At 73.7% G+C, this 24,124-nt stretch carries 17 protein-coding genes; 2 read left to right on the top strand and 15 right to left on the bottom strand.

The genetic code is table 11. The features are described 5' to 3' along the window. Positions 1–12 precede the first annotated feature (12 nt). From ACFW3D_RS02480 to ACFW3D_RS02445, 8 genes are all read right to left on the bottom strand, one after another. Entirely contained in the window at positions 13–1,416 is a 1,404-nt protein-coding gene (locus ACFW3D_RS02480) for a GlnX family signal transduction membrane protein (protein ID WP_500500450.1), read from the bottom strand. Between the two features lie 218 nt (positions 1,417–1,634). Next, positions 1,635–2,651, bottom strand: coding sequence for an N-acetylglucosamine kinase (locus tag ACFW3D_RS02475; protein ID WP_500500448.1), 1,017 nt, complete (start codon positions 2,649–2,651; stop codon positions 1,635–1,637). Next, positions 2,642–3,904 carry a 6-phospho-beta-glucosidase gene (locus tag ACFW3D_RS02470; RefSeq protein ID WP_500500446.1) on the bottom strand — a complete coding sequence of 421 codons (1,263 nt, stop codon included), beginning with the start codon at positions 3,902–3,904 and terminating at the stop codon, positions 2,642–2,644. Before ACFW3D_RS02470 ends, ACFW3D_RS02475 begins: the two co-directional genes overlap by 10 nt. Then, positions 3,901–4,806, bottom strand: a complete 906-nt coding sequence (locus ACFW3D_RS02465) for a carbohydrate ABC transporter permease (protein ID WP_500500444.1) — start codon at positions 4,804–4,806, stop codon at positions 3,901–3,903. Before ACFW3D_RS02465 ends, ACFW3D_RS02470 begins: the two co-directional genes overlap by 4 nt. Positions 4,807–4,811: 5 nt before the next feature. Next, positions 4,812–5,759 (bottom strand): carbohydrate ABC transporter permease, encoded by a 948-nt coding sequence (locus ACFW3D_RS02460; RefSeq protein WP_500500442.1) that lies wholly within the window; start codon positions 5,757–5,759, stop codon positions 4,812–4,814. Continuing rightward, the gene (locus tag ACFW3D_RS02455) at positions 5,759–7,096 is read right to left on the bottom strand and encodes an ABC transporter substrate-binding protein (RefSeq protein ID WP_500500441.1); all 1,338 of its coding nucleotides are present in this window, start codon (positions 7,094–7,096) and stop codon (positions 5,759–5,761) included. Before ACFW3D_RS02455 ends, ACFW3D_RS02460 begins: the two co-directional genes overlap by 1 nt. A 114-nt stretch (positions 7,097–7,210) precedes the next feature. Next, positions 7,211–8,377, bottom strand: a complete 1,167-nt coding sequence (locus ACFW3D_RS02450; protein ID WP_500500439.1) for an ROK family transcriptional regulator — start codon at positions 8,375–8,377, stop codon at positions 7,211–7,213. 323 nt (positions 8,378–8,700) lie between these two features. Further along, complete coding sequence (locus tag ACFW3D_RS02445; protein ID WP_500500437.1) at positions 8,701–9,759, bottom strand: mechanosensitive ion channel family protein; 1,059 nt, start codon at positions 9,757–9,759, stop codon at positions 8,701–8,703. Positions 9,760–9,992: 233 nt separating this feature from the next. Between ACFW3D_RS02445 and ACFW3D_RS02440 the strand changes: the two genes are divergently transcribed. After that, positions 9,993–10,529, top strand: a complete 537-nt coding sequence (locus ACFW3D_RS02440; RefSeq protein ID WP_089226958.1) for an HNH endonuclease — start codon at positions 9,993–9,995, stop codon at positions 10,527–10,529. Between the two features lie 101 nt (positions 10,530–10,630). Here ACFW3D_RS02440 and ACFW3D_RS02435 read toward each other — a convergent pair whose 3' ends face one another. From ACFW3D_RS02435 to ACFW3D_RS02420, 4 genes are all read right to left on the bottom strand, one after another. After that, positions 10,631–12,109 (bottom strand): FtsX-like permease family protein, encoded by a 1,479-nt coding sequence (locus ACFW3D_RS02435; RefSeq protein ID WP_500500435.1) that lies wholly within the window; start codon positions 12,107–12,109, stop codon positions 10,631–10,633. Beyond that, the gene (locus ACFW3D_RS02430; protein WP_500500433.1) at positions 12,106–12,810 is read right to left on the bottom strand and encodes an ABC transporter ATP-binding protein; all 705 of its coding nucleotides are present in this window, start codon (positions 12,808–12,810) and stop codon (positions 12,106–12,108) included. The genes ACFW3D_RS02435 and ACFW3D_RS02430 overlap by 4 nt, the downstream gene beginning before the upstream one ends. Next, positions 12,807–13,346 carry a PadR family transcriptional regulator gene (locus ACFW3D_RS02425; protein ID WP_500500431.1) on the bottom strand — a complete coding sequence of 180 codons (540 nt, stop codon included), beginning with the start codon at positions 13,344–13,346 and terminating at the stop codon, positions 12,807–12,809. The genes ACFW3D_RS02430 and ACFW3D_RS02425 overlap by 4 nt, the downstream gene beginning before the upstream one ends. A gap of 94 nt (positions 13,347–13,440) precedes the next feature. Then, a complete protein-coding gene (locus ACFW3D_RS02420) occupies positions 13,441–16,875 on the bottom strand; it encodes a beta-N-acetylglucosaminidase domain-containing protein (protein WP_500500428.1) in 3,435 nt (1,144 codons plus the stop codon). Between the two features lie 195 nt (positions 16,876–17,070). Here ACFW3D_RS02420 and pepN point away from each other — a divergent pair, with 195 nt between their 5' ends. Continuing rightward, complete coding sequence (gene pepN / locus ACFW3D_RS02415) at positions 17,071–19,641, top strand: aminopeptidase N (protein WP_500500427.1); 2,571 nt, start codon at positions 17,071–17,073, stop codon at positions 19,639–19,641. Between the two features lie 137 nt (positions 19,642–19,778). Here the strand turns inward: pepN and ACFW3D_RS02410 are convergent, their stop codons facing one another. From ACFW3D_RS02410 to ACFW3D_RS02400, 3 genes are all read right to left on the bottom strand, one after another. Continuing rightward, positions 19,779–20,015 (bottom strand): hypothetical protein, encoded by a 237-nt coding sequence (locus tag ACFW3D_RS02410; protein WP_500500425.1) that lies wholly within the window; start codon positions 20,013–20,015, stop codon positions 19,779–19,781. A gap of 48 nt (positions 20,016–20,063) precedes the next feature. After that, positions 20,064–22,148 carry a 4-alpha-glucanotransferase gene (malQ, locus tag ACFW3D_RS02405; protein ID WP_500500423.1) on the bottom strand — a complete coding sequence of 695 codons (2,085 nt, stop codon included), beginning with the start codon at positions 22,146–22,148 and terminating at the stop codon, positions 20,064–20,066. A 532-nt stretch (positions 22,149–22,680) separates the two neighbouring features. Next, positions 22,681–24,105, bottom strand: a complete 1,425-nt coding sequence (locus tag ACFW3D_RS02400; protein ID WP_500500420.1) for an amidase — start codon at positions 24,103–24,105, stop codon at positions 22,681–22,683. Between the last annotated feature and the right edge of the window lie 19 nt (positions 24,106–24,124).

Raw genomic sequence — 24,124 nt, 5'->3', positions numbered from 1 at the left:
GCCTCCCCCCGCTCACCGGTACTCCGACAGCCGGCGTCCGACGCCCAGCACCGCGCCCGCGGCGCCCAGCACCGCCAGCAGCGCGGCCCCCGGCACCAGCCCGTTCAGTGCGCCGCGCCCGTCGGCGGCGGCCTGTTCGAACTCCTGCTGCTCGTGGTCGACGGCCCGGGCGAGGTTGGTGTCGACCTGGTCGAAGCAGAAGCCCGTGTACTGCTCGGGCCGCTTGCCGTCCTCGTACGTCCCGCCGATCGTCTGGGCCACGGCGTCCAGGTAGTTGCCCTCGTCGTCCTTCTCGCGGGCCTCGCCGTGCAGCCCCCACCAGGCCTTCGCGGCCTCCATGGCGGAGGTGACGCTCTTGCGGCCCCGGTCGTCGTCGGCGAGGCCGAGCGCCTCCGCCAGCAGGCCCGTCCGCCCGTCGGCGTCCGTGCCCGCCAGGCCCTGCAACTGCTTGTCGTAGGCCGTGCTGTAGGCGTCCCCGCCGCCGCGGGCCACGAGCGTCAGGTTCTCGTTGCCGCGGGCCTGCAGGGTCTGGATCCGGGCCTCGTTGAGGACCTGCAGCGACTGCGCCCCGTGCGCGTAGGAGTCATCGAGCTTCGCGCGGGCCACACCGTGCCCGGCGACCAGCCACAGCAGCACCACGGCCGTGGCCACCGAGCCGGCCACCATGCCCGGGTTGAACACCCGCTGGGTGCGCCGGTACGAGCGCCGCTGCGCCCACACCAGCCCGGCCAGCGCGACGACGCCGAGTGCCCAGGCGACCAGCGGCAGCGCCTTGGCGTCCTCGTAGTCCTCGCCGAGCCGCGCGGTCTCGATCGTCCACAGCTGCTTGGCGTCCGGCAGGATCTCCTCGTTCATCATCCTGTTGGCGCGCCGCAGGTACGCCCCGCCGACCGGGAAGCCCTGGCGGTTGTTGGCGCGGGCCCGCTCGACCAGCCCGGTGTAGACCGACAGCCGCTGGTTCAGCCGCTCCAGACGGGCCCGCGCCTGCGCGGAGTCCTCGGAACTGGCGGCCGCCTCCGCGATGTTCCGCGAGGCGATCCGGATGTCCTTCGTGTAGCGCTCGCGGTCCTTCTCGGGGTCGTCGCCGCCTGCGAGGAAGCCGCCGGCGGCGGTGGCGTCCGCGTCGGCGAGCGAGCGGTAGATGTCCGCGGCACGGGCGCTCAGCGGCCCGCTGTGGTGGATCACGTCGTCGGCCGCGGCCGAGCGCTCGGTGATCTGCCACGCCGTCACCGCGCCGAAGACCACGACGAGCAGGGCGAGCAGCGCCCCGATGATGCGCAGCCTGCCCGGTTCCGTGGTGGCCGCGGCGCGCCACGCGCGTGGTTGCTCCACCCACGCCCGCGGTGGCCTGCCACCGGGTGCGGGCGTGTCCGCCCGCACGGTCGGCGAGTCCGTCTCCATCGGCGTCCGTGTCACCTGCCGGCCCTCCCCCCGACCCGTTCGCCCGCGCGTACGCGCGACGAGCCCATGACCAGCAGTATGGCCGTCGTCACCGGCATCCACCCAGGGATTGCGTGGATCTTCTCGCCGTCCGCACAGCCCGTCTGCCGCCCGTCGGGTCCCCCCGCGCGCCGCCCCCTCGCAGCTCACCACGCACACGGGAGGCTGTTCGGTTCCCCCGGCGTGCGCGCCGGTTATGACACGGAGCCCACCGATTCGTAGTGCGCCCGCAGTCGTGCGTGCGCCCCGGCCGCCGCACCGGTGCGGTCCAGGCCCAGCAGCGCGGCGCCCAGCACCGGCGGGGAGGTGACCACCTTGGGGACGGCCCTGGGCGCCGCGGCGGCCAGCAGGGCGGTCACGGAGTCCATCAGCAGGGGGTGACGGGCGGCCAGCACACCGCCGCCGAGGACGACGTCGGTCTCCTCGTCGAGGAGGCCGAGCCGGCGCAGCGCGACGGTGGCCATCACCACGATCTCCTCGGCCTGCCGCTCCACGATCGCCCGGGCGACCGGGTCGCCGTCCTGCGCGGTGGCGAAGAGGACCGGCGTCAGCTCGTGCTTGCGGGAGACCGCGATGCGGCCCAGGTGCACGGCCTCGATCAGGGCGTACATCGAGGTCAGCCCGAAGTGCCGGGGGAGCGTGGCGGCCAGAGCGGTGGAGCCGCCGCGGCCGTCCTCGGCGCGCGCCGCCCACCACAGCGCCTCGTCGGCCAGGCCCGCCCCGCCGCCCCAGTCCCCGGAGAGGTGGCCGATGGCGGGGAAGCGGGCCGTGCGGCCGTCCGGGAGCATGCCCGCGCAGTTGATGCCCGCGCCGCACACCACGGCGACCCCGCGCGGCTCGTCGACGCCCGCGCGCAGCAGGGCGAAGGTGTCGTTGGCGACGTGGGTGACCTCGCCCCAGCCGCGGGCGTGGACGGCGAGTTCGAGCTGCTGCTCCTCGACGGGCAGGTCGGCGTTGGCCAGGCACGCGGAGACGTGCCGGACCAGCGGCTCACCCGGCCGAGGGGAGAGGCCGGCGGCGCCGGCGGCGCGCTCGACGATGCGCGCGATCACCTCGACCGCCGCCTCGGTACCGACGATCTGCGGCTGGAACCCGCCGCCGCGGGCGGTGCCGAGCACCGTCCCGTCGGCGGCGACGAGGGCCACGTCGGTCTTGCTGTTGCCCGCGTCGACGGCGAGCACGCCGTCGGGGACGAGAGGGTTCAGGCCCACGCGAGGTGCTCCCGGTTGTGCGCGATCAGACGGTCGGTCAGGGCCTCGGCGTACTCGTACTGGCCGACGAGGGGGTGCGACAGCAGGGCCTTGAAGACCCGGTCGCGGCCACCGTGCACGGCGGCGGTCAGCGCCAGGTCCTCGTAGGCGGTGACGTTCGCGACCAGGCCGCCGAACAGCGGGTCCAGGGGCGGGACGGGCAGCGGGTGCGTCCCGCCCGCGTCCACGGTGGCCGGGACCTCGATGACGGCGTCGTCGGGGAGGAAGGGCAGGGTGCCGTTGTTGAGGGTGTTGACGACCTGGACGTCGCCGGTGTCCCGCAGGAGGGAGGAGGCGAGCGCCACGGCGGCCTCGGAGTAGTAGGCCCCGCCGCGCCGGGAGAGCAGCTCCGGCTTCTCGTCGAGGGTCTCGTCCCCGTACATCTCCAGCAGTTCGGCCTCGATGGCGGCCACCTCGGCGGCCCGGGAGGGCTTGGTCCGCATCTCCCGCACGACCTCGTCGTGGGCGTAGTAGTAGCGCAGGTAGTACGAGGGCACCACGCCCAGCCGGTCCAGCACCGCGCGCGGCAGGTGGAGGTCGCCGGCGATGCCGTCGCCGTGCTCGGCGAGCAGCTTGGGCAGGACGTCCTCGCCCGCGGGGCCGCCGATCCGGACCCCGCGCTCCCAGGTGAGGTGGTTGAGGCCCACGTGGTCGAGGTGGACCTGCTCCGGTGTCACGCCGAGCAGCCCGGCGAACCTGCGCTGGAAGCCGATGGCGACGTTGCACAGACCGACGGCCCTGTGGCCGGCCTGCAGCAGGGCGCGGGTCACGATGCCGACGGGGTTGGTGAAGTCGATGATCCAGGCGTCGGGGGCGGCCCGGCGGACCCGTTCGGCGATGTCCAGCACCACCGGCACCGTGCGCAGCGCCTTGGCGAGGCCGCCCGCGCCGGTGGTCTCCTGGCCGACGCAGCCGCACTCCAGCGGCCAGGCCTCGTCCTGCGCCCGGGCGGCCTGGCCGCCGACGCGCAGCTGCAGCAGTACGGCGTCCGCACCGGCCACGCCCGCGTCCAGGTCGGAGGTGGTGGTCACGGTGCCGGGGTGGCCCTGCCTGGCGAAGATCCGCCGGGCGAGCCCGCCGACCAGCCGCAGCCGGTCCTCGGCGGGGTCGACCAGGACCAGCTCCTCGACCGGCAGCGTCTCCCGCAACCGGGCGAATCCGTCGATGAGTTCCGGGGTGTACGTGGATCCGCCGCCCACGACCGCCAGTTTCATCCCTTGACTCCCGTCAACGTCACGCCTTCGATGAAGGCCTTTTGCGCGAAGAAGAAGACGACGATCACGGGTGCCATGACCAGCACCGTGGCGGCCATCGTCAGGTTCCAGTTGGTGTGGTGGGCGCCCTTGAAGGACTCCAGGCCGTAGCTGAGGGTCCAGGCCGCCGGGTTCTCGCTCGCGTAGATCTGCGGGCCGAAGTAGTCGTTCCAGCAGTAGAAGAACTGGAACAGGGCCACGGCGGCGATGGCCGGCTTCGCCATCGGCAGCACCACGCGCAGCATCGTGCGCAGTTCGCCGCAGCCGTCGACCCGGGCCGCGTCCGTGTACTCCTTGGGGATCGTGAGCAGGAACTGCCGGAGCAGGAAGATGGTGAACGCGTCGCCGAAGGCCATCGGGATGATCAGCGGCCACAGCGTGCCCGACAGATGCAGCTGCTTCGCCCAGAACAGGTACATGGGCACGATGACGACCTGCGGGGGCAGCATCATCGTGGAGATCACGAGCATCATCGACAGGTTGCGGCCGCGGAAGCGGAACTTGGCCAGCGCGTAGGCGACCGGTGTGCTGGAGACGACGGTCAGCACGGTGCCGAGGCCCGCGTAGAGCAGGGTGTTGCGCCACCAGGTGAGGAACCCCGGGGTGTCCCAGACGGTGCCGAAGTTGCCCCACTCCCAGGTCTTCGGCCACAGGTCGCGGGTGAGGGCCTGGTTGTCGCTCATCACCGCGGTGAGGAAGACGAAGACGAACGGCAGGACGAAGAAGAGCGCGGCCGCGATGCCGAGGGCGTGCACCGCGATCCAGTGGAGCGCCGCCTTGCGGGCCGCGGCGCGCCGCGCACCGGAGGGGATTCCGGTGGCGGGCGCCGGGGCGGAGGGGGCGAGGGTCGCGTGGGTGGTCATGGGTGTCAGTCCTCCGCCGTCAGGAAGCCGCTGCGGCGGCGCATGAGGAGCGCGGTGAACGCCATGGCGAGCGCGAAGAGCACGAGGGCGATCACACAGGCCGAGCCGGTGTCGAAGCGCTGGAAGCCGAGGTTGTAGACCAGTTGCGGCAGGGTCAGCGTGGACTTCTCCGGGTAGCCGGGTTCGAACTGCTGGCCGGAACCGCCGATGATGCCGCTGGCGACCTTTCCGGCGACCAGGGGCTGTGTGTAGTACTGCATCGTCTGGATCACCCCGGTCACGACGGCGAACATCACGATGGGGGAGATGTTCGGCAGCGTGACGTAGCGGAACCTCGCCCAGGGCCCCGCGCCGTCCAGCTCGGCGGCCTCGTACTGCTCCTTGGGCACGTCGAGCAGCGCCGCCATGAAGATGACCATGAGGTCGCCGATGCCCCACAGGGCCAGCAGCGTGAGGGCGGGCTTGGACCAGGACGGGTCGTTGAACCAGCCGGGCGTCGGCAGCCCGACGCTGCCCAGCAGGTGGTTCACCGGCCCGGTGCCGGGGTTGAGCAGGAACGCGAAGGCCATCGTCGCTGCCACCGGCGGGGCCAGGTAGGGCAGGTAGAAGGCGGTGCGGAACAGCCCCGCACCCGACTTGATCTTCGTGATCAGCAGTCCGATCCCCAGGCCGAACACGACCCGCAGACTGACCATGACCACGACCAGCCACAGGGTGTTGCGCAGCGCCGGCCAGAAGAACGGGTAGTCGTTGAAGACGTACGACCAGTTCCTGACGCCGTTCCAGGTCGGGGCGGTGAACCCGTCGTACTTCATGAAGGAGAAGTAGACGGTCGAGACCAGCGGGTACGCGAAGAAGACGCTGAAGCCGATCAGCCAGGGCGACATGAAGGCGAGGGTGCGAAGCGCCTCACGGCGGCGCTTCGCCCTCAGCATCGGGTGGACGGTGCTCATCACTTGGCCTGCGCGATGTCCTTGTCGACCTGCTCGTCGACACCCTTGAGGCCCGCGGCCAGGTCGCTCTGCTTGCCCGCCTCGTAGGCGTAGCCGAAGTCCTGCAGGGTCAGCTGGTAGGTGCCGCCGTTGACGCTGGCGGGGGTGGTGGTGCTGTTCGGGTTCTGCGCGATCTCCACGAAGGTGCGGAAGAGCGGATCGGCGTCCAGCTCCGGGGACTTGAGGGCGGCGAGCGTGGAGGGGACGTTGTGGATGGCGTTGGCGAAGCTCACCACCGCGTGGGTGTCGGTGGTCATGTACTTCACCAGCTCCCAGGCCGCGTTCTTCTTGGCGCTGGTGTTGGCGACGCCGATGATCGTGCCGGACAGGTAGCCCTTGCCGTAGGAGTCGGCCTGGTCGTCCGGCACGGGGAAGGGGGCGACGCCGATCTCGAACTTCGTGCCCGCCTCCTTTGCCATGCCGGCCCGCCACTCACCGTCGATGGCCATGGCCACCTGGCCGGTGTGGAAGGGGTTCTTGGCGCCCCACTCGTCACCGAAGCCCGACCGGTACTTCTCCAGCTTCTTGAAGCCGCCGAGTGCCTTCACTATGTCCTGCTGCCAGGTGAACATGGCCGCGAAGCCGGGGTCCTTGGCGACGTTCGACTTGCCGTCGGCGTCGAAGTACTTCGCGCCCCACTGCGCGGCCAGGTGCGTGGTGGTGGACTCGTAGCCGTGGAAGTTCGGCATGAAGCCGAGCTGGGCGTAGGAGTCGCCCTTGCTCTTGGTGAGCTTGACCGCGTCGGCCTTGAACTCCGAGAGGGTCTTGGGCGGGGAGGCGATCCCGGCGGCCTTGAAGGCGTCCTTGTTGTAGTAGAGGCCGTAGGCGTCGCCGAGCAGCGGCAGCGTGCAGCGCTTCCCCTCGAACTGGGTGTACTCCAGCATCGGCTTGGGGAAGGTGGCGGCCGGGTCGATGCCCGCCTTCTTCAGGAACGGGTCCAGGTCGGCGAAGGCGTTGGACGAGCAGAACTTGCCGACGTTGTCGGTGGTGAAGGAGGAGACGACGTCCGGGGCGTTGGGGCCGCCGGCCCGCAGTGCCTGGTTGATCTTGTCGTCGGTGATGTTGCCCTGCACCTTGACGTGGATGTTGGGGTGGGCCTTCTCGAACGCCTTGACGTTGGCGTCGATCGCCTTCACCTCGCTGGGCGCGGACCAGCCGTGCCAGAAGGTGATGGTCACGTCCTTGCTGGGGTCGTCGCCTGCGGTGTTGTTGCTCGAGCCCGTGCACGCGCTCGTCAGCAGGGTTATCGCGGCGGCTGCTGCGACGGCGGCCGCGGCCGTCTTGGTGGAACCGGACACTTCGCTTCCTCCGGGGGACTTCGGGCGGTTCGAGGGTGTGCGAGACCGGCGGAGGGACCCTCGGCGGGTCCGTCCGCTGCGAGTGCGGGTGGCGGGGCGGATGGGCTGTTGCGATCAGCGCGAGGTGTCGAACACCTCGTCGCGGGTGGTGGCGAGGGCGCTCTGCAGCGCCCCGGACAGGACGGGGTCGTTCGGTACGCCGCCGAGCACCAGCCGGGGCCGGGGCACGGCCAGTTCGGCCAGTTCGGACTGGACCAGGGAGCGCAGCGGCTCCCCGCCCGCGGCGATCACCCCGCCGGCCAGGACGATCAGTCCGGGGTCCAGGACGGTCACCAGCGAGGCCAGCCCGACGGCGAGCCCGGTGGCGAAGCGCCGCAGCAGTTCCGCGTGCGCGCCGTCGCCGGTCCCCGCCGCCGCGGCGAGCAGCGCCGAGGCGCCCTCGGCCTGCGTGCCGCGCGGTACGGTCAGCCCCAGTTCCCGCGCGATGCGCAGCACCGCGTTGCAGCCGGCCAGTTCCTGGAAGCCGCCGGCGTTGGCCTTGGCGACGTGCCGGACCAGGGGGGTTCCCGGGACCGGCATGAAGCCGACCTCGCCGGCGCCGCCGGTCCAGCCGCGGTGCAGCCGGCCGCCGATCACGATGGCCGCGCCGATGCCCTCCTCGTTCCACAGCAGGACGAAGTCGTCGTGGTCCCGGGCCGCGCCGAGCCGCTGCTCGGCGACGGCGGCGAGGTTCACGTCGTTGTCGTACTCCAGGGGAACGGGCAGGGCGGCGGCGAGCTCGTCCAGCAAGGTGGGGGAGTGCCAGCCGGGCAGGTGGCTGGCGTAGCGCAGCCGGCCGGTGCTGGGGTCGAAGGCGCCCGGGGTGCCGACGACGATCCGGTGCAGGTCGGTGCCGTGCAGTCCGGCCGCCTTGACCGCGCCGTCGACGGCCTGGACGACCTGTTCGACGGCGCCGCCCTGGCCGCGCCGGCCGCGGCCGGGGGTGGCGAGCTCGAAGACGCCGGTCACCCGGCCGGTGATGTCGGCGACCGCGGCACGGATGCGCTCGGTCGTCACGTCGAGGCCGGCGACGTGCGCGGCCGCCGGGTTGACCGCGTACAGCTGTGCGTTGGGCCCCGGGCGTCCGGCGGTCGTGCCGGTGGCGAGGACCAGCCCGGCCGCCTCGAGGCGGGCGAGCAGCTGGGAGGCGGTGGGCTTCGACAGGCCCGTGAGCTTGCCGATCCGGGTCCGGGAGAGGGGGCCGTGTTCGATGAGCAGGTCGAGCGCGGCACGGTCGTTCATCGCCCGCAGTACGCGCGGTGTGCCGGGGGTGCCAGGTGTGCCTGGGCTTCCGGGGGTACCGGCCACGGTCTCGTCCTCCCTCGTCGTGACGGCTCGCGCCGCAGGCTACGGCACGGGGCTGGTGGGCTGGGTGGGGTCCGGGGGGCGGGTGTGCCCCCTGTTGGTAGTTAGGAAACTTTCCTGTTGGTGAAAGGCAAGGTAGGCGCCCGTGGCCGGAGCGTCAAGGGCGGTTCGCGAGGTCGGCGCCAAAGCGTTACCGGCCGCGCCCGGGCACGGAAAAGGGGCGCCGGGCGGTGCCCGGCGCCCCTGGTGGGCGGTGTTCGCTACTTGACCGTGCTCGGCTGGGACGACGCCGGCGCGGGGGCCAGCGGCTGGGCCGCCAGGGCCTGCGGGGATGCGGGGTTGGCCAGCGCGGACGGCGGGGCGACGGCGGCCGAGGGGTCGGCCGGCTCGTCCTCCGCCACCACCTGCGGGGTGCCGCCGACGATCGCGATGCCGGCCCCGTCGAAGGCCCGCTTGATCCGCCAGCGCAGCTCCCGTGCGACCGCCGCCGCCCTGCCCGGCATGGTCTTGGCCTGCGCCTGGATCAGCACCGAGTCCGAGGTCACGGACTCCAGGCCCAGCACCTCGACCGGCTCCCAGAGCACCTCGTCCCACGGCTGGTCCTTGGCCATCGCGGCGGCGGTCTCCTCGATCACCGTGCGGGCCCGGTCCAGGTCCTCCCCGTAGCCGACCTGGATGTCCACCACGGCCGTCGCCCAGCCCTGGCTGAGGTTGCCGATCCGCTTGACCTCGCCGTTGCGGATGTACCAGATCTCGCCGTTGTCGCCGCGCAGCTTGGTCACCCGCAGTCCGACCTCGACCACGGTGCCGCTGGCGACGCCCGCGTCGATGACGTCCCCGACGCCGTACTGGTCCTCCAGGATCATGAAGACGCCGGAGAGGAAGTCGGTCACCAGGTTCCGTGCGCCGAAGCCGATCGCCACGCCGGCCACACCGGCGCTGGCCAGCAGCGGAGCCAGGTTGATCTTCAGTACGGACAGCACGGTCAGGGCCGCCGTCCCCATGATCACGAACGAGGCCACGCTGCGCAGCACCGAGCCGATCGCCTCGCTGCGCTGCCGTCGCCGCTCGGCGTTGACCAGGAGTCCGCCGAGGGCGCTCGTGGCCGCGACCTCGGCGCCGCGGTTCATGCGCTCGATGAACTTGGTGATCATGCGGCGGACCACCGACCGCAGTACCAGGGCGATCACGAGGATCAGCAGGATGCGCAGCCCGGCGGAGAGCCAGTCCGCCCAGTTCTGGCTGATGTAGTCGGCGGCGTCGGTCGCGCTCTTCTGGGCGTCGTCGATCGTCGTGACGGTGGACGGCGATGGGGACACGGGCGGAAACCTCCGGGTTGGGCAGGCTTCCCACACTAACGGGGGAGGCGATGTGTCCCGTTGTGTTGTTCGAGCGCGACGTGCGGTGATTCAGGGCATGTAAAAGGGGTGTGGTTGAAAACACCCGTGCTCCGTTACCCGGTCATGGTGGCGCCGTGACCGGGCTTCCGGAGAGACTGTGGGCAGATCGTCCCGGCGCGAGCCACGCGCCGCCGGCGTAAAAGGAGGCACCCGTGCCGCATGTCCTGGTCCTCAACGCGTCGTACGAGCCGCTCGGCGTCGTACCGCTCCGCCGCGCGCTCATCCTCGTGCTGAACAAGAAGGCCGTGTGCCTCGAGGAATCCGGCGCCTATATGCACAGCGCGACCTGTACTGTCCCCGCTCCGAGTGTCGTCAAGCTCACCAAATTCGTCCGAGTCCCCTTTCGCGGCCCCGTGCCCCTGACCCGGCGGGCGCTGTTCGCCCGGGACGGCGGCCGGTGCGCGTACTGCGGAGCCGTCGCAACCAGCGTCGACCACGTGATCCCGCGCAGCCGCGGGGGCCAGCACACGTGGGACAACGTGGTCGCGGCATGCCGCCGGTGCAACCACCTGAAGGCCGACCGCCATGTCGCCGAGCTCGGCTGGCGGATGCGCCACCAGCCCGCCCCGCCGTCGGGCCTCGCCTGGCGGATCATCGGGACGGGGCATAGGGACCCGCGCTGGCTGCCATACCTGCAGCCATTCGGCGCGGAGGACGCCATGGCCCGGATCGACGGCATATCCGCCTGAGACCGGGCCTTCGTGTTGTCCTGACCGTCCCGGACCGGGTCCAGGGCCCCGGACCGCACCCCCGTGCCGGTCCGGGGCCCCACCGTGCGCCCTCCGCGCCGCTACTCGTAGCGCAGCCCGGCGGGACGGACGACGCGGCGCAGCAGGGGGAGGCCGGCTGCCGCGGCCAGCAGAGCGGCGGCCAGCAGGCCGGCGGCGGTGAGCAGGGGCTCCAGTACCGGAAGGGACGCCGAGACGTGCATGTCCGTTGCCGCCCACCAGCCGCCGGTGATCGTCATGGCGCAGGCGCTCGCCAGGACGACGGTGGGCACCAGGGGCAGCGCGGCCTCCAGCAGTGCCGCCCGGAGAAGCACCCCGCGGGGCACTCCGGTGGCGGCCAGGGTGGCCAGGGTGCGGCGACGGGTGACCACTGATTCGATCGCCCCGACCACGAGCCCGCCGGCGGTGACGGCCGCGACGATCGCGATGGCGAGCCCGGCGATGGAGATTCCTCCGTGGTAGAAGGCCAGGTCGGACCGTGAGTACGGTACGGCCGGGAAGGGCGGTGGCGCCGCCAGGTAGTCGAGCATGATCCTTCGGACGCCGGCGAAGCCGACCCCGAGCAGCACGGCGAACATCACCGCCGCATGGCAGCGGGCCGCCGCCCAGGGATCGGCCAGCAGTCTCTCCCCGGCGATCAGCAGCTCCGGACGGCCGGAGCGGGCGGCCAGCCGGCCGGTGACGACGGCCAGCCCGGCGGCGCCGAAGAACAGTCCGGCGGCGAAGAGCGCGACGGCCAGCGCGGTGACCAGTTCGTACGTGCCGAGGACCGACCTGTGGCGGGAGCCGGAGTGGTCGGAGCCGATCACGAAGATGTTCAGCAGCTGCAGCCCTGCCGCGGCCACCAGCGCCGTCGGCGCCCACACCCATGGCACGAGCCCGTTCCGCCGCCGTCCGGTCGCTGGGCGGACCCCGGCCGCCACGCCCAGCGGCTGCTCCCCGGCCCGGCGCAGCGTGAACCGTGCCTCCAGCGTCGCCAGTGCCGGCACCACAGCCGTCATCAGCAGCATCGCCGCCCACGGCACCTGGACCTCGGTCGGCCAGGTCAGACGTCGGACCGGACCGTCTGGCCAGGTGGTCTCCGGCCGGTCGGCCGCCAGCGCTGCCCGCAGCGCCAGAAAGCCGCCCAGCCCGGCCAGCGCGCCCAGGGCGCTCACCACCCCCGTCTCCAGCGCGGCGAGCCACCGGACCTGGTCCGGGGTCGCCCCGGCCAGCCGGAGCGCGGCCATCCGCCGTTCGCGCCGCAGCGCGCCGATACGGGCACACTGTCCGATGAACGCCAGTACGGGGAGGAGCAGGAGCAGCAGGCTTCCGGCCACCCCTGTGCGCAGGCTCGGCGTGTTGAGCAGGCCGTTGGTGTAGCTGATCATCCCGCCGCCCCCGTAGCGGGTGCCGATCGCGGCGACGGTCAGCGCCGCCAGCGCGAACACCGTGCCCAGCGCCGCGCCCACCCCCGTCAGTCCGAGCCGCCACCACTCGCCGCGCGGCGAGCCGCGCAGCAGCGACCAGGTCAGCAGGGTGTCCGCCTTGAGGCTCGTCATCGGGTGACCTCCCCGGCGCCGACGACCGCGGGCTCGTCCTCCACGACGCCGTCACGGACGGTGACCTCGCGGTCGGCGTACGCCGCGACCCGGGCGTCGTGGGTGACGAGCAGCACCGCGGTACCGGTCTCGCGGGCGGCGCGTGTCAGGGCCGTCATGACGTGCTCGCCGGCCAGCGAGTCCAGGGCGCCGGTCGGCTCGTCGGCGAAGACCGCCTTCGGTCCCGTGACCATCGCACGGGCCAGGGCGACGCGCTGTGCCTGCCCGCCCGACATCTCGCCGGGACGCAGGGCGGCCTGCCCGCGCACTCCGAAGGTCTCCAGCCAGGTGCCCGCGCTGTCGTGGGCGGCGGCGCGGGAGGTCCCGGCCAGCAGCAGGGGCAGGGCCACGTTGTCCAGGGCCGTCAGTTCGCCGACCAGTTGCCCGAACTGGAAGACGACGCCGAAGTCGGTGCGCCTCAGCGTGGAGCGGCGCGCCTCGCCGGCCTGGTCCAGCCGCTCCCCGCCGGCGTACCGGACTTCGCCGGAATCGGGGCGGACGATGCCCGACAGACAGTGCAGCAGCGTGGACTTCCCGCTGCCGCTCGGCCCGCTGACGGCCAGGATCTCGCCGGGGTGCAGGCGCAGCGAGGCTCCGCGCAGCGCATCCGTCGTCCCGTACCGCTTGACGAGGTCGCGGGCTTCGATCAGGGGTGTGGTCATGCTGAGGTGATCTCCTCGGCCAGGGCGCCCAGGCGCTGCGCGGCGTTGTCCATCCAGCGCAGGTCGGCGTCGAGATGGGTGAGGGCGTAGTCGGCGGAGAGCACGGCCGACAGGGGGGCGCCGGGCGCGGTCTTCACCGCGGTGAGCTCGCGCATCCGGGCGAGGTGGGCGGCGCGCTGCAGGCGCAGGAAGGCGGCCGGGTCGCCGAAGCCGGCGGCCAGGGTGGCCACGACCTTGGCGAAGATCTCGTTGGCGGCGGTCACCGGGGCGGGTGGCACGGGCTCCTCCAGCCAGCGGTGCAGGGCCAGGACGCCGTGCTCCGTCATCCGGTAGGTGGTGCGTTCCGGGCCGCCCTCGTGCTCGGTGGCGTCGACCTCGGCGAGGCCGTCCCGCACCAGCCGCTGGAGGGTCGTGTACACCTGCCCGTAGGCGAGGGGGCGGGCCTGCGGAAAGCGTTCGTCGTGCCGCCGCTTGAGGTCGTAGCCGTGGCCGGGTCCCGCGGCGAGCAGGCTCAACAGGACGTTGCCGGTGCTCACGCACCCACCTCCTTCTATTCACTTGCTACATGTATTGAGTGAATAGTTGCACCGGTGTCGGCCGCCTGGCAAGAGCCCGACGGTGAAGCGCCGGTCAGCCGGTGACGGCGTACACCTGCATCGAGTACAGCGAGTAGCCGTACTTCGTGCCGCGCTCCAGCCCCTGCACGCGGATGAAGCGCGTGCCGGCGGGGGCGTCCAGCCGGACGGACTCGGTGCCGCCACGGCCGTCGGAGACCACCGCCGCGGTGTGCCAGCTCTGCCCGTCGGCCGAGGTCAGGACCGTGTAGCGGGAGGCGTACGCGTCCTGCCAGCGCAGCACCACCCGGCCGACCCTGGCGGCCCGCGGCAGCTCGGCCTGTACCCAGGCGTCGTCCCGCACGGGCGAGGACCAGCGCGTCGCGGGGTCGCCGTCGGTGAGCGCCGAGGCCGGGAAGTCCGCCGTCTCGTCACCGGAGGAGGTGGCCGGGGCACCCGCGGCGAGGTCGGGGCCGCCGGTGCGCGGATGGGCGTGCACGGTCACGGTCTGCCGCACGGTGCGGCCCTCGGCGCGGAAGGCCAACGGCACCTCGTACACGCCGGGCGCGCCGTCCGCGGGCAGGGACAGCCGCACCGGCACCACGACCTTGCCGCCACGCGGCAGCTCCACCTCGCCGGGCGTCACTGCCTGCACGCCCGGCGGGGCCTCGGCGGTCAGCGACACCTTGGCCGCCGCGGGCGAGGCCCCGGTCAGCTCCGCCGTGACAGTCGCGGGGGCGCCGCCGGGTTCGAGGTCGGTCTCCGTGCGGTCCAGGGTCATCCGGGCCGCGGGCCGGTCCGCGTACCAGGGCACGATCTCGTGGACGACCGGCGGGTGCGCCCCCGCCGACGGGCTGACCCGCACCGCGTCCGCGCGCAGGCCCTGCGCCGGCAGTTCGGTCCAGCCGCCGTCCAGCGAACCGAGCCGGTGCCAGCCCCGGCCGGGGACCCGCACCTCCACCGACCCGGCGGCACCCGGCCCGGTGTCGGTGAGCACGGTCAGCGCCTCCAGCGGGCGGGCCGAGCCGTACTCCAGGGTCAGCCCTTCGGCGGGTACGCGGACGGTGGTCGTGGCGTCGCCGTCGGAGGCCGCCTGGGACGCCGGGTCGGCGGTGAGGACGCCGGAGGCGCTCTCGTCCTCGGTGGTGACGGTGAACTCCCGCACCGACACGGCGTTCTCCTGCGGCGCGGTCGCCCGCAGCCGCACGTACCGCGCCCGGGTGCCCTCGGGCAGCCGCGCGGTCACGGTGCGGTCGTCGTGCACCGTGGCGACGGTCCGCCAGCCGCCCCCGCCGCCCGCCGAGTACTCCAGCACCGCATCGCGCAGGTAGTCCTCCCGCTCGGGGCCGGGCTGAGCGGCACCCATGGCGACGCGCACCCCGTGGACCGTGCGGGCGCTGCCCAGGTCGACCCCGAAGGCGTCGCCCTGCCGCGGCGGGGCGTCGCTGGCCCAGGCGGTGCCGTCCTTGCCGTCGGTCATCAGCGACGGGTCGGTGGACCGGGCCGAGCCCAGGGTGGCGGTGGCCTTGCGGCCCGCGGTGCGCACGCCGGTCCATGCGTCCGCCGTGGCCAGCGTCTTGGCCAGGAACGGGTCGAGCACCCCGTGGCCCACGGTGGCCGGGCTGTCCGCGATCAGCCGTCGGGCCCGCTCCAGCGCCAGCCGGTCCTGCCACGCGCCGGTCCCGTCTCCGGCGCGCAGCGCCACCAGCATGTCGACGGCGTGCTCGCCCGCCGAACCGTACCGGGCGAGCCGGCTCAGCCACGGCCGCACCTCGCCGCCGAAGGAACCGCCCGCCACTGCGTCCAGGGCCTCCGGGGCGCCGCGCATCGTGCTGAACGCCGCGCGCAGCCGGCCGGCCGCCTTCTCCATCCGCCCGGAGCCGCCGTGCGCGTAGGCGTCCAGGAACTCCGCGATGAGCGGCCGCAGATACGCGGACTCGCGCTCGTCCAGCGCCGAGGAGGCCGCGTTGCCCGCCAGGGCGCGCAGCGCGTCCCGTGCCGCGGGATCGGGGCCCGCCAGGTCGTCGATCGCGGCCCGCCAGGAGGCCGCGCTGTCGTAGCCGCGCGGGTTCCACGCGAAGTCGGCCACGGTGAACAGCGCGATCCGGGAGGCGGCGGGCTGCCGCATCGCCGTTGCCAGCAGACCCGCGGAGGCCGTCGCGACCGCGGGCTCGCGTCCGGTGCAGGGGCCGAGGAAGATCCGGTCCTCGGCGAAGTCGTTGACCGGGTAGTTGTCCATCGTCAGCAGCGGGTGCTGCAGTGCCGCCCGCGCGTCGGCGACCTGCCGTCCGGTGATCTCGCCCGGGACGACACCGACACCCGTCCACGCCACCTCGACCCGCAGGTCGAGCACCCGGGCCAGTTCGCGGCGGAAGCCGGTGGCGCCGTCCTGGTAGTACTCCGTGGGCAGCAGCGACAGAGGGGCCGCGGTCCCGTGGCGCTCCGCCAGATGCGCGGCGAGCGCGTTGGCCACATCGGCCTGCGCCCGGGCCGCCGCCTCGGGGCCGTCGCCGTAGGCCTCCGCGTCCGCGTCGCAGTGCCACTCGCTGTAGCTCACGTCCTGGAACTGCAGCTGGAAGGCGCGTACGCCCAGCGCCCACATCGCGTCGGTCTTGCGCAGCAGCGCCCTGCGGTCCTCCCGCGAGGAGAAGCACAGCGCCTGGCCCGGTGCCAGGGCCCACGCCAGCGTGACGTGGTTGGCCCGGGCCCGCTCGGCCAGTTCGCGGAACTTCGCGCGGCGCGCGGCAGGGTAGGGATCGCGCCAGCGTCCCTGACGGTAGACGTCGTCGCCGGGGGCGTACAGGTAGCGGTTCTGCTTGGTGCGGCCGAGGAAGTCCAGCTGGGCGAGCCGCTGCTCCGCGGTCCAGGGCTCGCCGTAGAAGCTCTCGGCGACGCCGCGTGTCGCGGCAGCGGGCCAGTCGCGGACGACGACGCCCGGCAGACCGCGCGCGGTCGCCAACTGCCGCAGCGTCTGCGCCGCGTGGAAGAGCCCGTCCCCGCCGGTCCCGTCCAGCGCCACGACCTCGCGCCCGCCGGTACGGCCGACGGCCAGCCGGTAGCCGCCGGAGGGCAGGTCCCCGGTGGGCGCGGCGCCCAGGGCGCGCAGCGCGGAGTCCGCCTGCGGGCCGCCGGCGTACACCACCAGCCCGCGCGGCCGCGCGGGGTCCTCGTGGAGCGTGGTCACGCCCGCGCCGCGCAGGATCGCGCGGAGGGCGTCCAGGGCGTGGGGATCGGCCCCCGGCCCGGCGAGCAGGGTCGCCGTGTCCGGTACGGCGACGGCGGCGCCGCGGCTGCGCAGCGACTGCGGCCTGGGGTGGACGGCGGGGGCGGTGCCCGCCGCCGCGGTGTCGTCCGCGGTGTCGTCCGCCGTGCCGGGCGCCGTCGCCGTGACGGCGGGCGCGGTGGCCGGCGGGGTGGCCAGGGCGGCCGGCGCGGTCCCGAGCACCCCGCCCACGACGGTGGCGACGAGCGCTGCCGCGTGGGTCGCGGCGCTTCTCCTGCCCGGGGTCATGGTCCGACAGCCCATCACCCGCACGGAGGGCGTGTCAACGCAGCGACGCGCCCCTTCCGGCCCGTGCGCGCGGCCCGTACCGCCGGTAGCCGGCGGCGGCCGGTGACACGAACGGCCGGTCGAGGGAAAACCCCCGGCCGTCCCGCCCCTGCCGCGTGCGAGGATGGCCGAAAACCCGACGAAGGAGACGGACACGTGCCCGGCACGAACCTCACACGTGAGGAGGCGCGGCAGCGAGCGCGCCTGCTCACCGTGGACGCGTACGACATCGAGCTCGACCTGAGCGGGGCCCAGGAGGGCGGCACCTTCCGGTCGGTGACCACGGTGCGCTTCGACTCCGCCGAGGCGGGTGCCTCGACCTTCATCGACCTGGTCGCCCCCACGGTCCACGAGGTGGTGCTCAACGGCACCGCGCTGGACCCGGCCGAGGTCTTCGCGGACAGCCGCATCGCCCTGCCGTCGCTGCAGGCCGGCGCCAACGAGCTGCGGGTCGTCGCGGACGCGGCGTACACCAACACCGGCGAGGGACTGCACCGCTTCGTCGACCCGGTCGACAAGCAGGCCTACCTCTACACCCAGTTCGAGGTCCCGGACGCCCGCCGGGTCTTCACCTGTTTCGAGCAGCCCGACCTGAAGGCGACCTTCACCTTCACCGTGAAGGCCCCGGCAGGGTGGACGGTGATCTCCAACTCCCCGACCCCGGAGCCGGCCGGCAACCTGTGGAGCTTCGCGCCCACCCCGCGCATCTCCACGTACATCACCGCGCTGATCGCCGGCCCGTACCACGCCGTGCACAGCACCTGGGAGGGCGAGGGCGGCCGCAGCGTGCCGCTGGGCCTGTACTGCCGTCCGTCGCTGGCGGAGTTCCTCGACGCCGACGCGATCTTCGAGGTCACCCGGCAGGGCTTCGACTGGTTCGAGGAGAAGTTCGACTTCCCCTACCCCTTCGCGAAGTACGACCAGCTCTTCGTGCCGGAGTTCAACGCCGGCGCGATGGAGAACGCGGGCGCGGTCACCATCCGCGACCAGTACGTCTTCCGCTCCAAGGTGACCGACGCGGCCTACGAGGCGCGCGCCGAGACGATTCTCCACGAGCTGGCCCACATGTGGTTCGGCGACCTGGTGACCATGGAGTGGTGGAACGACCTGTGGCTGAACGAGTCGTTCGCCACCTACACCTCCATCGCCTGCCAGGCCGACGTGCCCGGCGGCAGGTGGCCGCAGTCCTGGACGACCTTCGCCAACTCCATGAAGACGTGGGCGTACCGGCAGGACCAGTTGCCGTCCACCCACCCGATCATGGCGGAGATCAACGACCTGCAGGACGTCCAGGTCAACTTCGACGGCATCACCTACGCCAAGGGCGCCTCGGTCCTCAAGCAGCTGGTGGCCTACGTCGGCACGGACGCGTTCTTCACCGGCGTCCAGACGTACTTCAAGCGCCACGCCTGGAAGAACACCCGCCTGACCGACCTGCTGTCCGCCCTGGAGGAGACCTCCGGCCGCGACCTGAAGACCTGGTCGAAGAAGTGGCTGGAGACCGCCGGCATCAACGTCCTCCGCCCGGAGATCGAGACCGCCGCCGACGGCACGATCACCTCCTTCGCCGTGCGCCAGGAGGCCCCGGCGCTGCCGGCCGGCGCCAAGGGCGAGTCGATCCTGCGGCCGCACCGCATCGCGGTCGGCGCGTACGACCTCCAGGACGGCAAGCTGGTGCGCGTCCAGCGCGTCGAGCTGGACGTCGACGGCGAGCTGACCGCGGTGCCGGAGCTGACCGGCGTGAAGCGCCCGGCGGTCGTGCTGCTCAACGACGACGACCTGTCGTACGCCAAGGTGCGGCTCGACGAGGCCTCGCTGGCCACCGTCCGCGAGCACCTCGGGGACTTCACCGAGTCGCTGCCGCGCGCCCTGGTCTGGGCGTCCGCGTGGGACATGACCCGCGACGGCGAACTCGCCACCCGCGACTACCTGGAGCTGGTGCTCTCCGGCATCGGCAAGGAGTCCGACATCGGCGTCGTGCAGTCGCTGCACCGCCAGGTGAAGACGGCGCTGGAGCTGTACGCCGCCGACGGGTGGCGCGAGACCGGTCTCACCCGGTGGACCGAGGCGACGCTGGAGCACCTGCGCGCGGCCGCCCCCGGCAGCGACCACCAGCTCGCCTGGGCCCGCGCGTTCGCCGCGGCGGCCCGCACCAAGGAGCAGCTGGACCTGATCGCCGGGCTGCTCGGCGGCACCGAGACGATCGAGGGCCTGGCCGTCGACACCGAGCTGCGCTGGTCCCTCCTGGAGCGGCTGGCCGCAACCGGCCGCGCCGACGAGGAGGCCATCGCCGCCGAGCTCGGCCGGGACGCCACGGCGGCCGGCGAGCGGCACGCGGCCACCGCCCGCGCCGCGCGTCCGACGGCCGAGGCGAAGGCCGAGGCGTGGGCCTCGGTCGTCGAGGCGGAGACGCTCACCAACGCCGTCCAGGAGGCGGTCATCGCGGGCTTCTCCGAGCCGGACCAGCGCGAGCTGCTGGCGCCGTACACCCAGCGGTACTTCGCGGCGGTCTCGGACGTCTTCGCCTCCCGCAGCCACGAGATGGGCCAGCAGATCATCGTCGGCCTGTACCCGGCCCTCCAGGTCTCCCAGGAGACCCTGGACGCCACCGACGCCTGGCTGGCGGCGGCCGATCCGGCGCCGGCGCTGCGGCGCATGGTCACGGAGTGCCGTGCCGGCGTCGAGCGTGCCCTGAAGGCCCGGGCCGCGGACGCGGCGGCCGGCTGATCCGGACCCGGCAGGCCCCCCGCGGCGCACCGCCGCGGGGGGCCTCGTGTCGTGCGGGCGAGCCCTGCGGGCCGCCGGGGAACGCCTGAAACCGGGCAGCGGTGCTCCGCGGCCCGGTCAGCGAGGTGGGAGGGGGATCAGCCCTGGGTCTTGCGGGACTTGTCGGTCACCATGACCAGGCCCGCGATGACCAGGAACAGGACGATCGGCAGGACGAGGTACAGGCCCAGCGTCTGGAGCACGCTCAGACCGGAACCCGGGTCGTCGCCGTCGTCGCGGGTGTTCGCGAACGCGGGGGACGACATCAGCAGCATCAGCGTCGTACCGGCCGTCACGGCTCCGGCGCGCAGGGCGTTCTTGTTGAGCTTGTCCACGCTCTCAAAGTAGCGAACGCCGCCGCGGCCCGCGCGTCCGGGGTGGTGTTACCGCCCGTCCGGTGGCGTCATCGCGGTCCGCACCTCGTGCGCCAGCGCGTGCAGCCGCGGCGAGGCCGTCAGCTGCTCCAGGGTGAGCGGCCGTCCCTCCGCGTCCGCGACCGGCAGCCGCCAGTTGGGGTACTGGTCCCAGGTGCCCGGCAGGTTCTGCGGGCGCCGGTCGCCGACCCCGTCCGGCAGCCACACCCCGACCATGCGGGCCGGCGTGCGCGCCAGGAAGCGGTGGACGGCCTTCACCACCCCCTCCTCGTCCCGGGTGCCCTCCGGCAGCAGCCCGAGCCGGCCGAGCAGCGCCAGCCACTCCGCGACCTCCACCGCGTCCTCGGTCTGCTCCACCTCCAGCGGCCGGGTCAGCAGCCCCAGCCGGTGCCGCAGCCCGACGTGCTCCCCGGTGAGCCGGGCCGCCGTCGTCGGCAGGTCGTGGGTGGTCACCGTCGCCAGCGCGTCCGCCCGCCAGGCCGCGGGCGGCAGCGGCCGGGCGCGCGCGGAGCCCCGCGCCCCCTCCCAGTCCCGCTCGAACCAGAGCACCGACGTGCCGAGGATGCCCCGGTCGGCCAGCTCCTCGCGGACGCCCGGTTCGACCGTGCCGAGGTCCTCCCCAATGACGACGGCACCGGAGCGCTGCGCCTCCAGGGCGAGGACCCCGAGCATCGCCTCGGCGTCGTAACGGACGTACGCGCCCCGCGTCGGCGGCTCGCCCTCGGGCACCCACCACAGACGGAAGAGCCCCATCACGTGGTCGATGCGCAGGCCGCCCGCGTGCCGCAGCACGTTGCGCAGCAGGTCGCGGTAGGGCGCGTACCCCGTGGCGGCCAGGGCGTCCGGGCGCCACGGCGGCAGGCCCCAGTCCTGGCCGTGTGCGTTGAAGGCGTCCGGCGGCGCTCCGACCGACATCCCGCGGGCGAGGGCGTCCTGCAGCGCCCAGGCGTCCGAACCGGAGGGGTGGACCCCGACCGCGAGGTCGTGGACGATGCCGACCGCCATGCCCGCGTCCCGTGCCGAACGCTGCGCCGCGGCCAGCTGGGCGTCCGTCAGCCAGGCCAGCCAGCAGTGGAAGTCGACCTGGTCCAGGCGTTCCGCGCGGAGCCGCGCGACCTGCCCCGAGCGCGGGTCGCGCAGCCCCGCCGGCCAGCGGCGCCAGTCCGGGCCGTGCAGTTCGGCCAGCATCGACCAGGTGGCGTGATCGTCCAGTGCCTGCCCCTGGTCCGCGAGGAAGTCGCAGTACGCGGCCCGCCGGCCCGGGGACAGCGGCACCCTGCGGACCAGGGCGAGCGCCTCGCGCTTGAGCTCCCACACCGCGTCACGGTCGATCAGGGCGTCCTTCAGCAGCACCGAGTCGCGCAGCACGGCCGCCTTGCGCAGCAGGTCGGCGGCCCGCTCGCGGTCGTCGGGGCCGAGGTGGGCGTACTCGGGGACCTCCTCCACCCGCAGGTACACCGGGTCGGGGAAGCGCCGCGAGGAGGGACGGTACGGCGACGGGTCGGTGGGATGCCCGGGCACGGCCACGTGCAACGGGTTGACCTGCAGGAAGCCCACGTGCAGCGCCCGGCCCGACCAGGCCGCGAGGTCCGCGAGGTCGCCGAGGTCACCCATGCCCCAGGACCGCGTGGACAGCACCGAGTACAGCTGTGCCATGAATCCCAGGACCCGCTCGGGGGGCCCGGGCAGCCGTTCCGGCGCCACGACGAGCTGCGCCCGCGCGCCGCGTCCGTCGGGGGCCTGCGCGCGCAGCTCGTGCCGCCCCACGGGCAGCGGCGCGCCGCCGTCCCAGGTGGTCTCGGTGCCGTCCTCCGTGGTCAGCCGCAGCACGGTGCCCTCCGGCAGCCGGTGCCGCAGCGGGCGGCCGACGCGCATCACGACACTGCGCGGGAGCAGCCGGCGCCCGGCACGGTGCTCGTGCTCCGCCAGCGCGTTCCGCACCGCCGCCGGGGTCGAGGCGTCGACCCCCAGCGCGGCCAGCACCGCCACGACCGTCCCGTCCGGCACGCGCACCTCGCGCTCCGGCGACGGGCGGTAGGTGACGTCCACGCCGTGCAGCGCGGCGAGTCTGTCCCGGTCGGCGGCTTCGGTCATGGGATGCCCTCCTTGGGGCGTCATCGCGGTTGCGCGTTCTCCGGACAGCCTCAGCCATACCCATTGCGTGGCGGAGCAGTCGCATTCCGTGCACACGCTCCCACCCAGGCGTGCCCGCCCGCCCTCCCTGTGTCCCGGGGACGGTTGGTGCGGGTGTCGCCGGTTTCGTGGGAGGGCCGGGGCCTCCGGGGTGGGCGGTGGGGGTGATGAAGCAGTCTGGGGTCGCCGCGAGTGCCTTACTCACCCCCCCCCACCGGTGTCAGTCGCCCACACAGCAGGAGGGGGTGTGGCGGGGTGCGCCCGGAAGCGACGAGCGGTGATGCCGGTGACGGAATGTTCCGGCGAATCCGCGAGCGCTGTGGGGGTCCCCCCGGCCGAAGGCTGGGGGAGTGCGCCGGCGCGCCGCCGACCCACAGACGAAGAGAGCGCAGACCCGCACTGACCGACCGGGGCAACGGGCGGGCGGCGGGGAAAAGCCCCAACCGCAACCACAAACGGCCCGCACACAAACAACCGGCCCGCACCCCAACGCTCACCCCAACGGCAAGTCGAACGCACGCGCGGCACGCCCCCGCCAGGGAGACGCCGCCTCGATCTGCGCGGCAAGCGCAAGCAGGGGCCCCTCCTCGCCGTGCCGCGCGCCGAGCATCATGCCGACGGGCAGCCCCTCCGGAGACCACTCCAGCGGCAGCGACACCGCGGGCAGCCCGGCGATGTTCCAGGGCGCGGTGAACGGCGTGAACGCCAGTTGCGCCGCGAAATCGGCCGCCGGGTCGTCGTCGTCGCGCAGGGCGCCCACCGGGGCGGGGAGCTGTGCCAGCGTCGGGGTGAGCACCGCGTCGTACGGCTCGGCGGCCTCGGCCAGTTTGCGGCCCACGTCCTGCATCGCGCCCAGCGTGCGGGCGTAGTCCAGGCCCCCGACCTCCTGCCCCTGCGCGCGCAGCCAGCGGGTGAGCGGCAGCAGGTCCCGCTCCCGCTCCGGGGCGACGGGGGTCAGCGCGGCCAGCACGGCCCACACCGGGGTGAACGCGTCGCGGTCGCCCGGGGCGAGCGGCTGCGGCACGTCCACGACCTCGTGCCCGAGCCCGGCCAGCAGCGCCGAGGTGCGCTCGTACGCCGCCAGCACCCGCGGGTCGACCTCCACGCCCGCGACGTCCGGGACCGCCCAGCGGGCGATCCGCAGCCGGCGCGGTTCCCGCTCGCACCACCGCAGGAACGACCGCTCCGGCGGCGGCAGCCGGAAGGGGTCGCCCGGCGCGGGTACGGCCAGCACGTCGAGCAGGGCCGCGGTGTCCCGGACCGTCCGCGCGATGGGCCCGTTGACGGCCAGACCGCTCGCGTCGCCCCACGGCGCGGGGCTGACCCGGCCCCGGCTCGGCTTCAGCCCGACGACCCCGCAGCAGCTCGCCGGGATACGGATGGAGCCGCCCCCGTCGCTGCCGTGCGCCGCCGCCGCGAGCCCGGCCGCCACGGCCGCGGCTGCGCCGCCGCTGCTGCCGCCGGCGCCCCGCGCGAGGTCGTACGGGGTGCGGGCCGGCGGGCCCACGGCGCCCTCGGTGTAGGCGGGCAGCCCGAACTCGGGGGTGCTGGTCTTCCCGGTCAGGACGGTCCCCGCGTCCCGCAGCAGCCGGACGAGGTAGGCGTCCCGGTCGGCGACCCGGTCGGCGAAGACCGCCGACCCGGAGGTGAAGCGCACTCCGGCGACCGGAGTCAGGTCCTTCACCGGCACCGGTACGCCGAGCAGAGGGGGGAGCGGCCCGCCCTCCTTGAGCACGCGTTCGGCGCGCCGGGCGTCCTCCAGGGCGCGTTCGGGCGTGACGGTCAGATAGGCCCCGAGGGAGGGGTCGAGCCGCTCGATCCGGTCGAGGTAGTGGGCCGCCAGCTCCACGGGCGACAGTTCGCCCGCCCGGATGGCCGCGGCCTGTTCCAGCATCGTCAGTTCATGAGGGGCGGACACCCTGCCAGGTTAGGGCCTG

Origin of the sequence: Streptomyces sp. NPDC058864 (assembly GCF_042742985.1) — a bacterium.
Taxonomy (GTDB): domain Bacteria; phylum Actinomycetota; class Actinomycetes; order Streptomycetales; family Streptomycetaceae; genus Actinacidiphila.
This window is presented reverse-complemented; position numbering and strand designations above follow the sequence as displayed.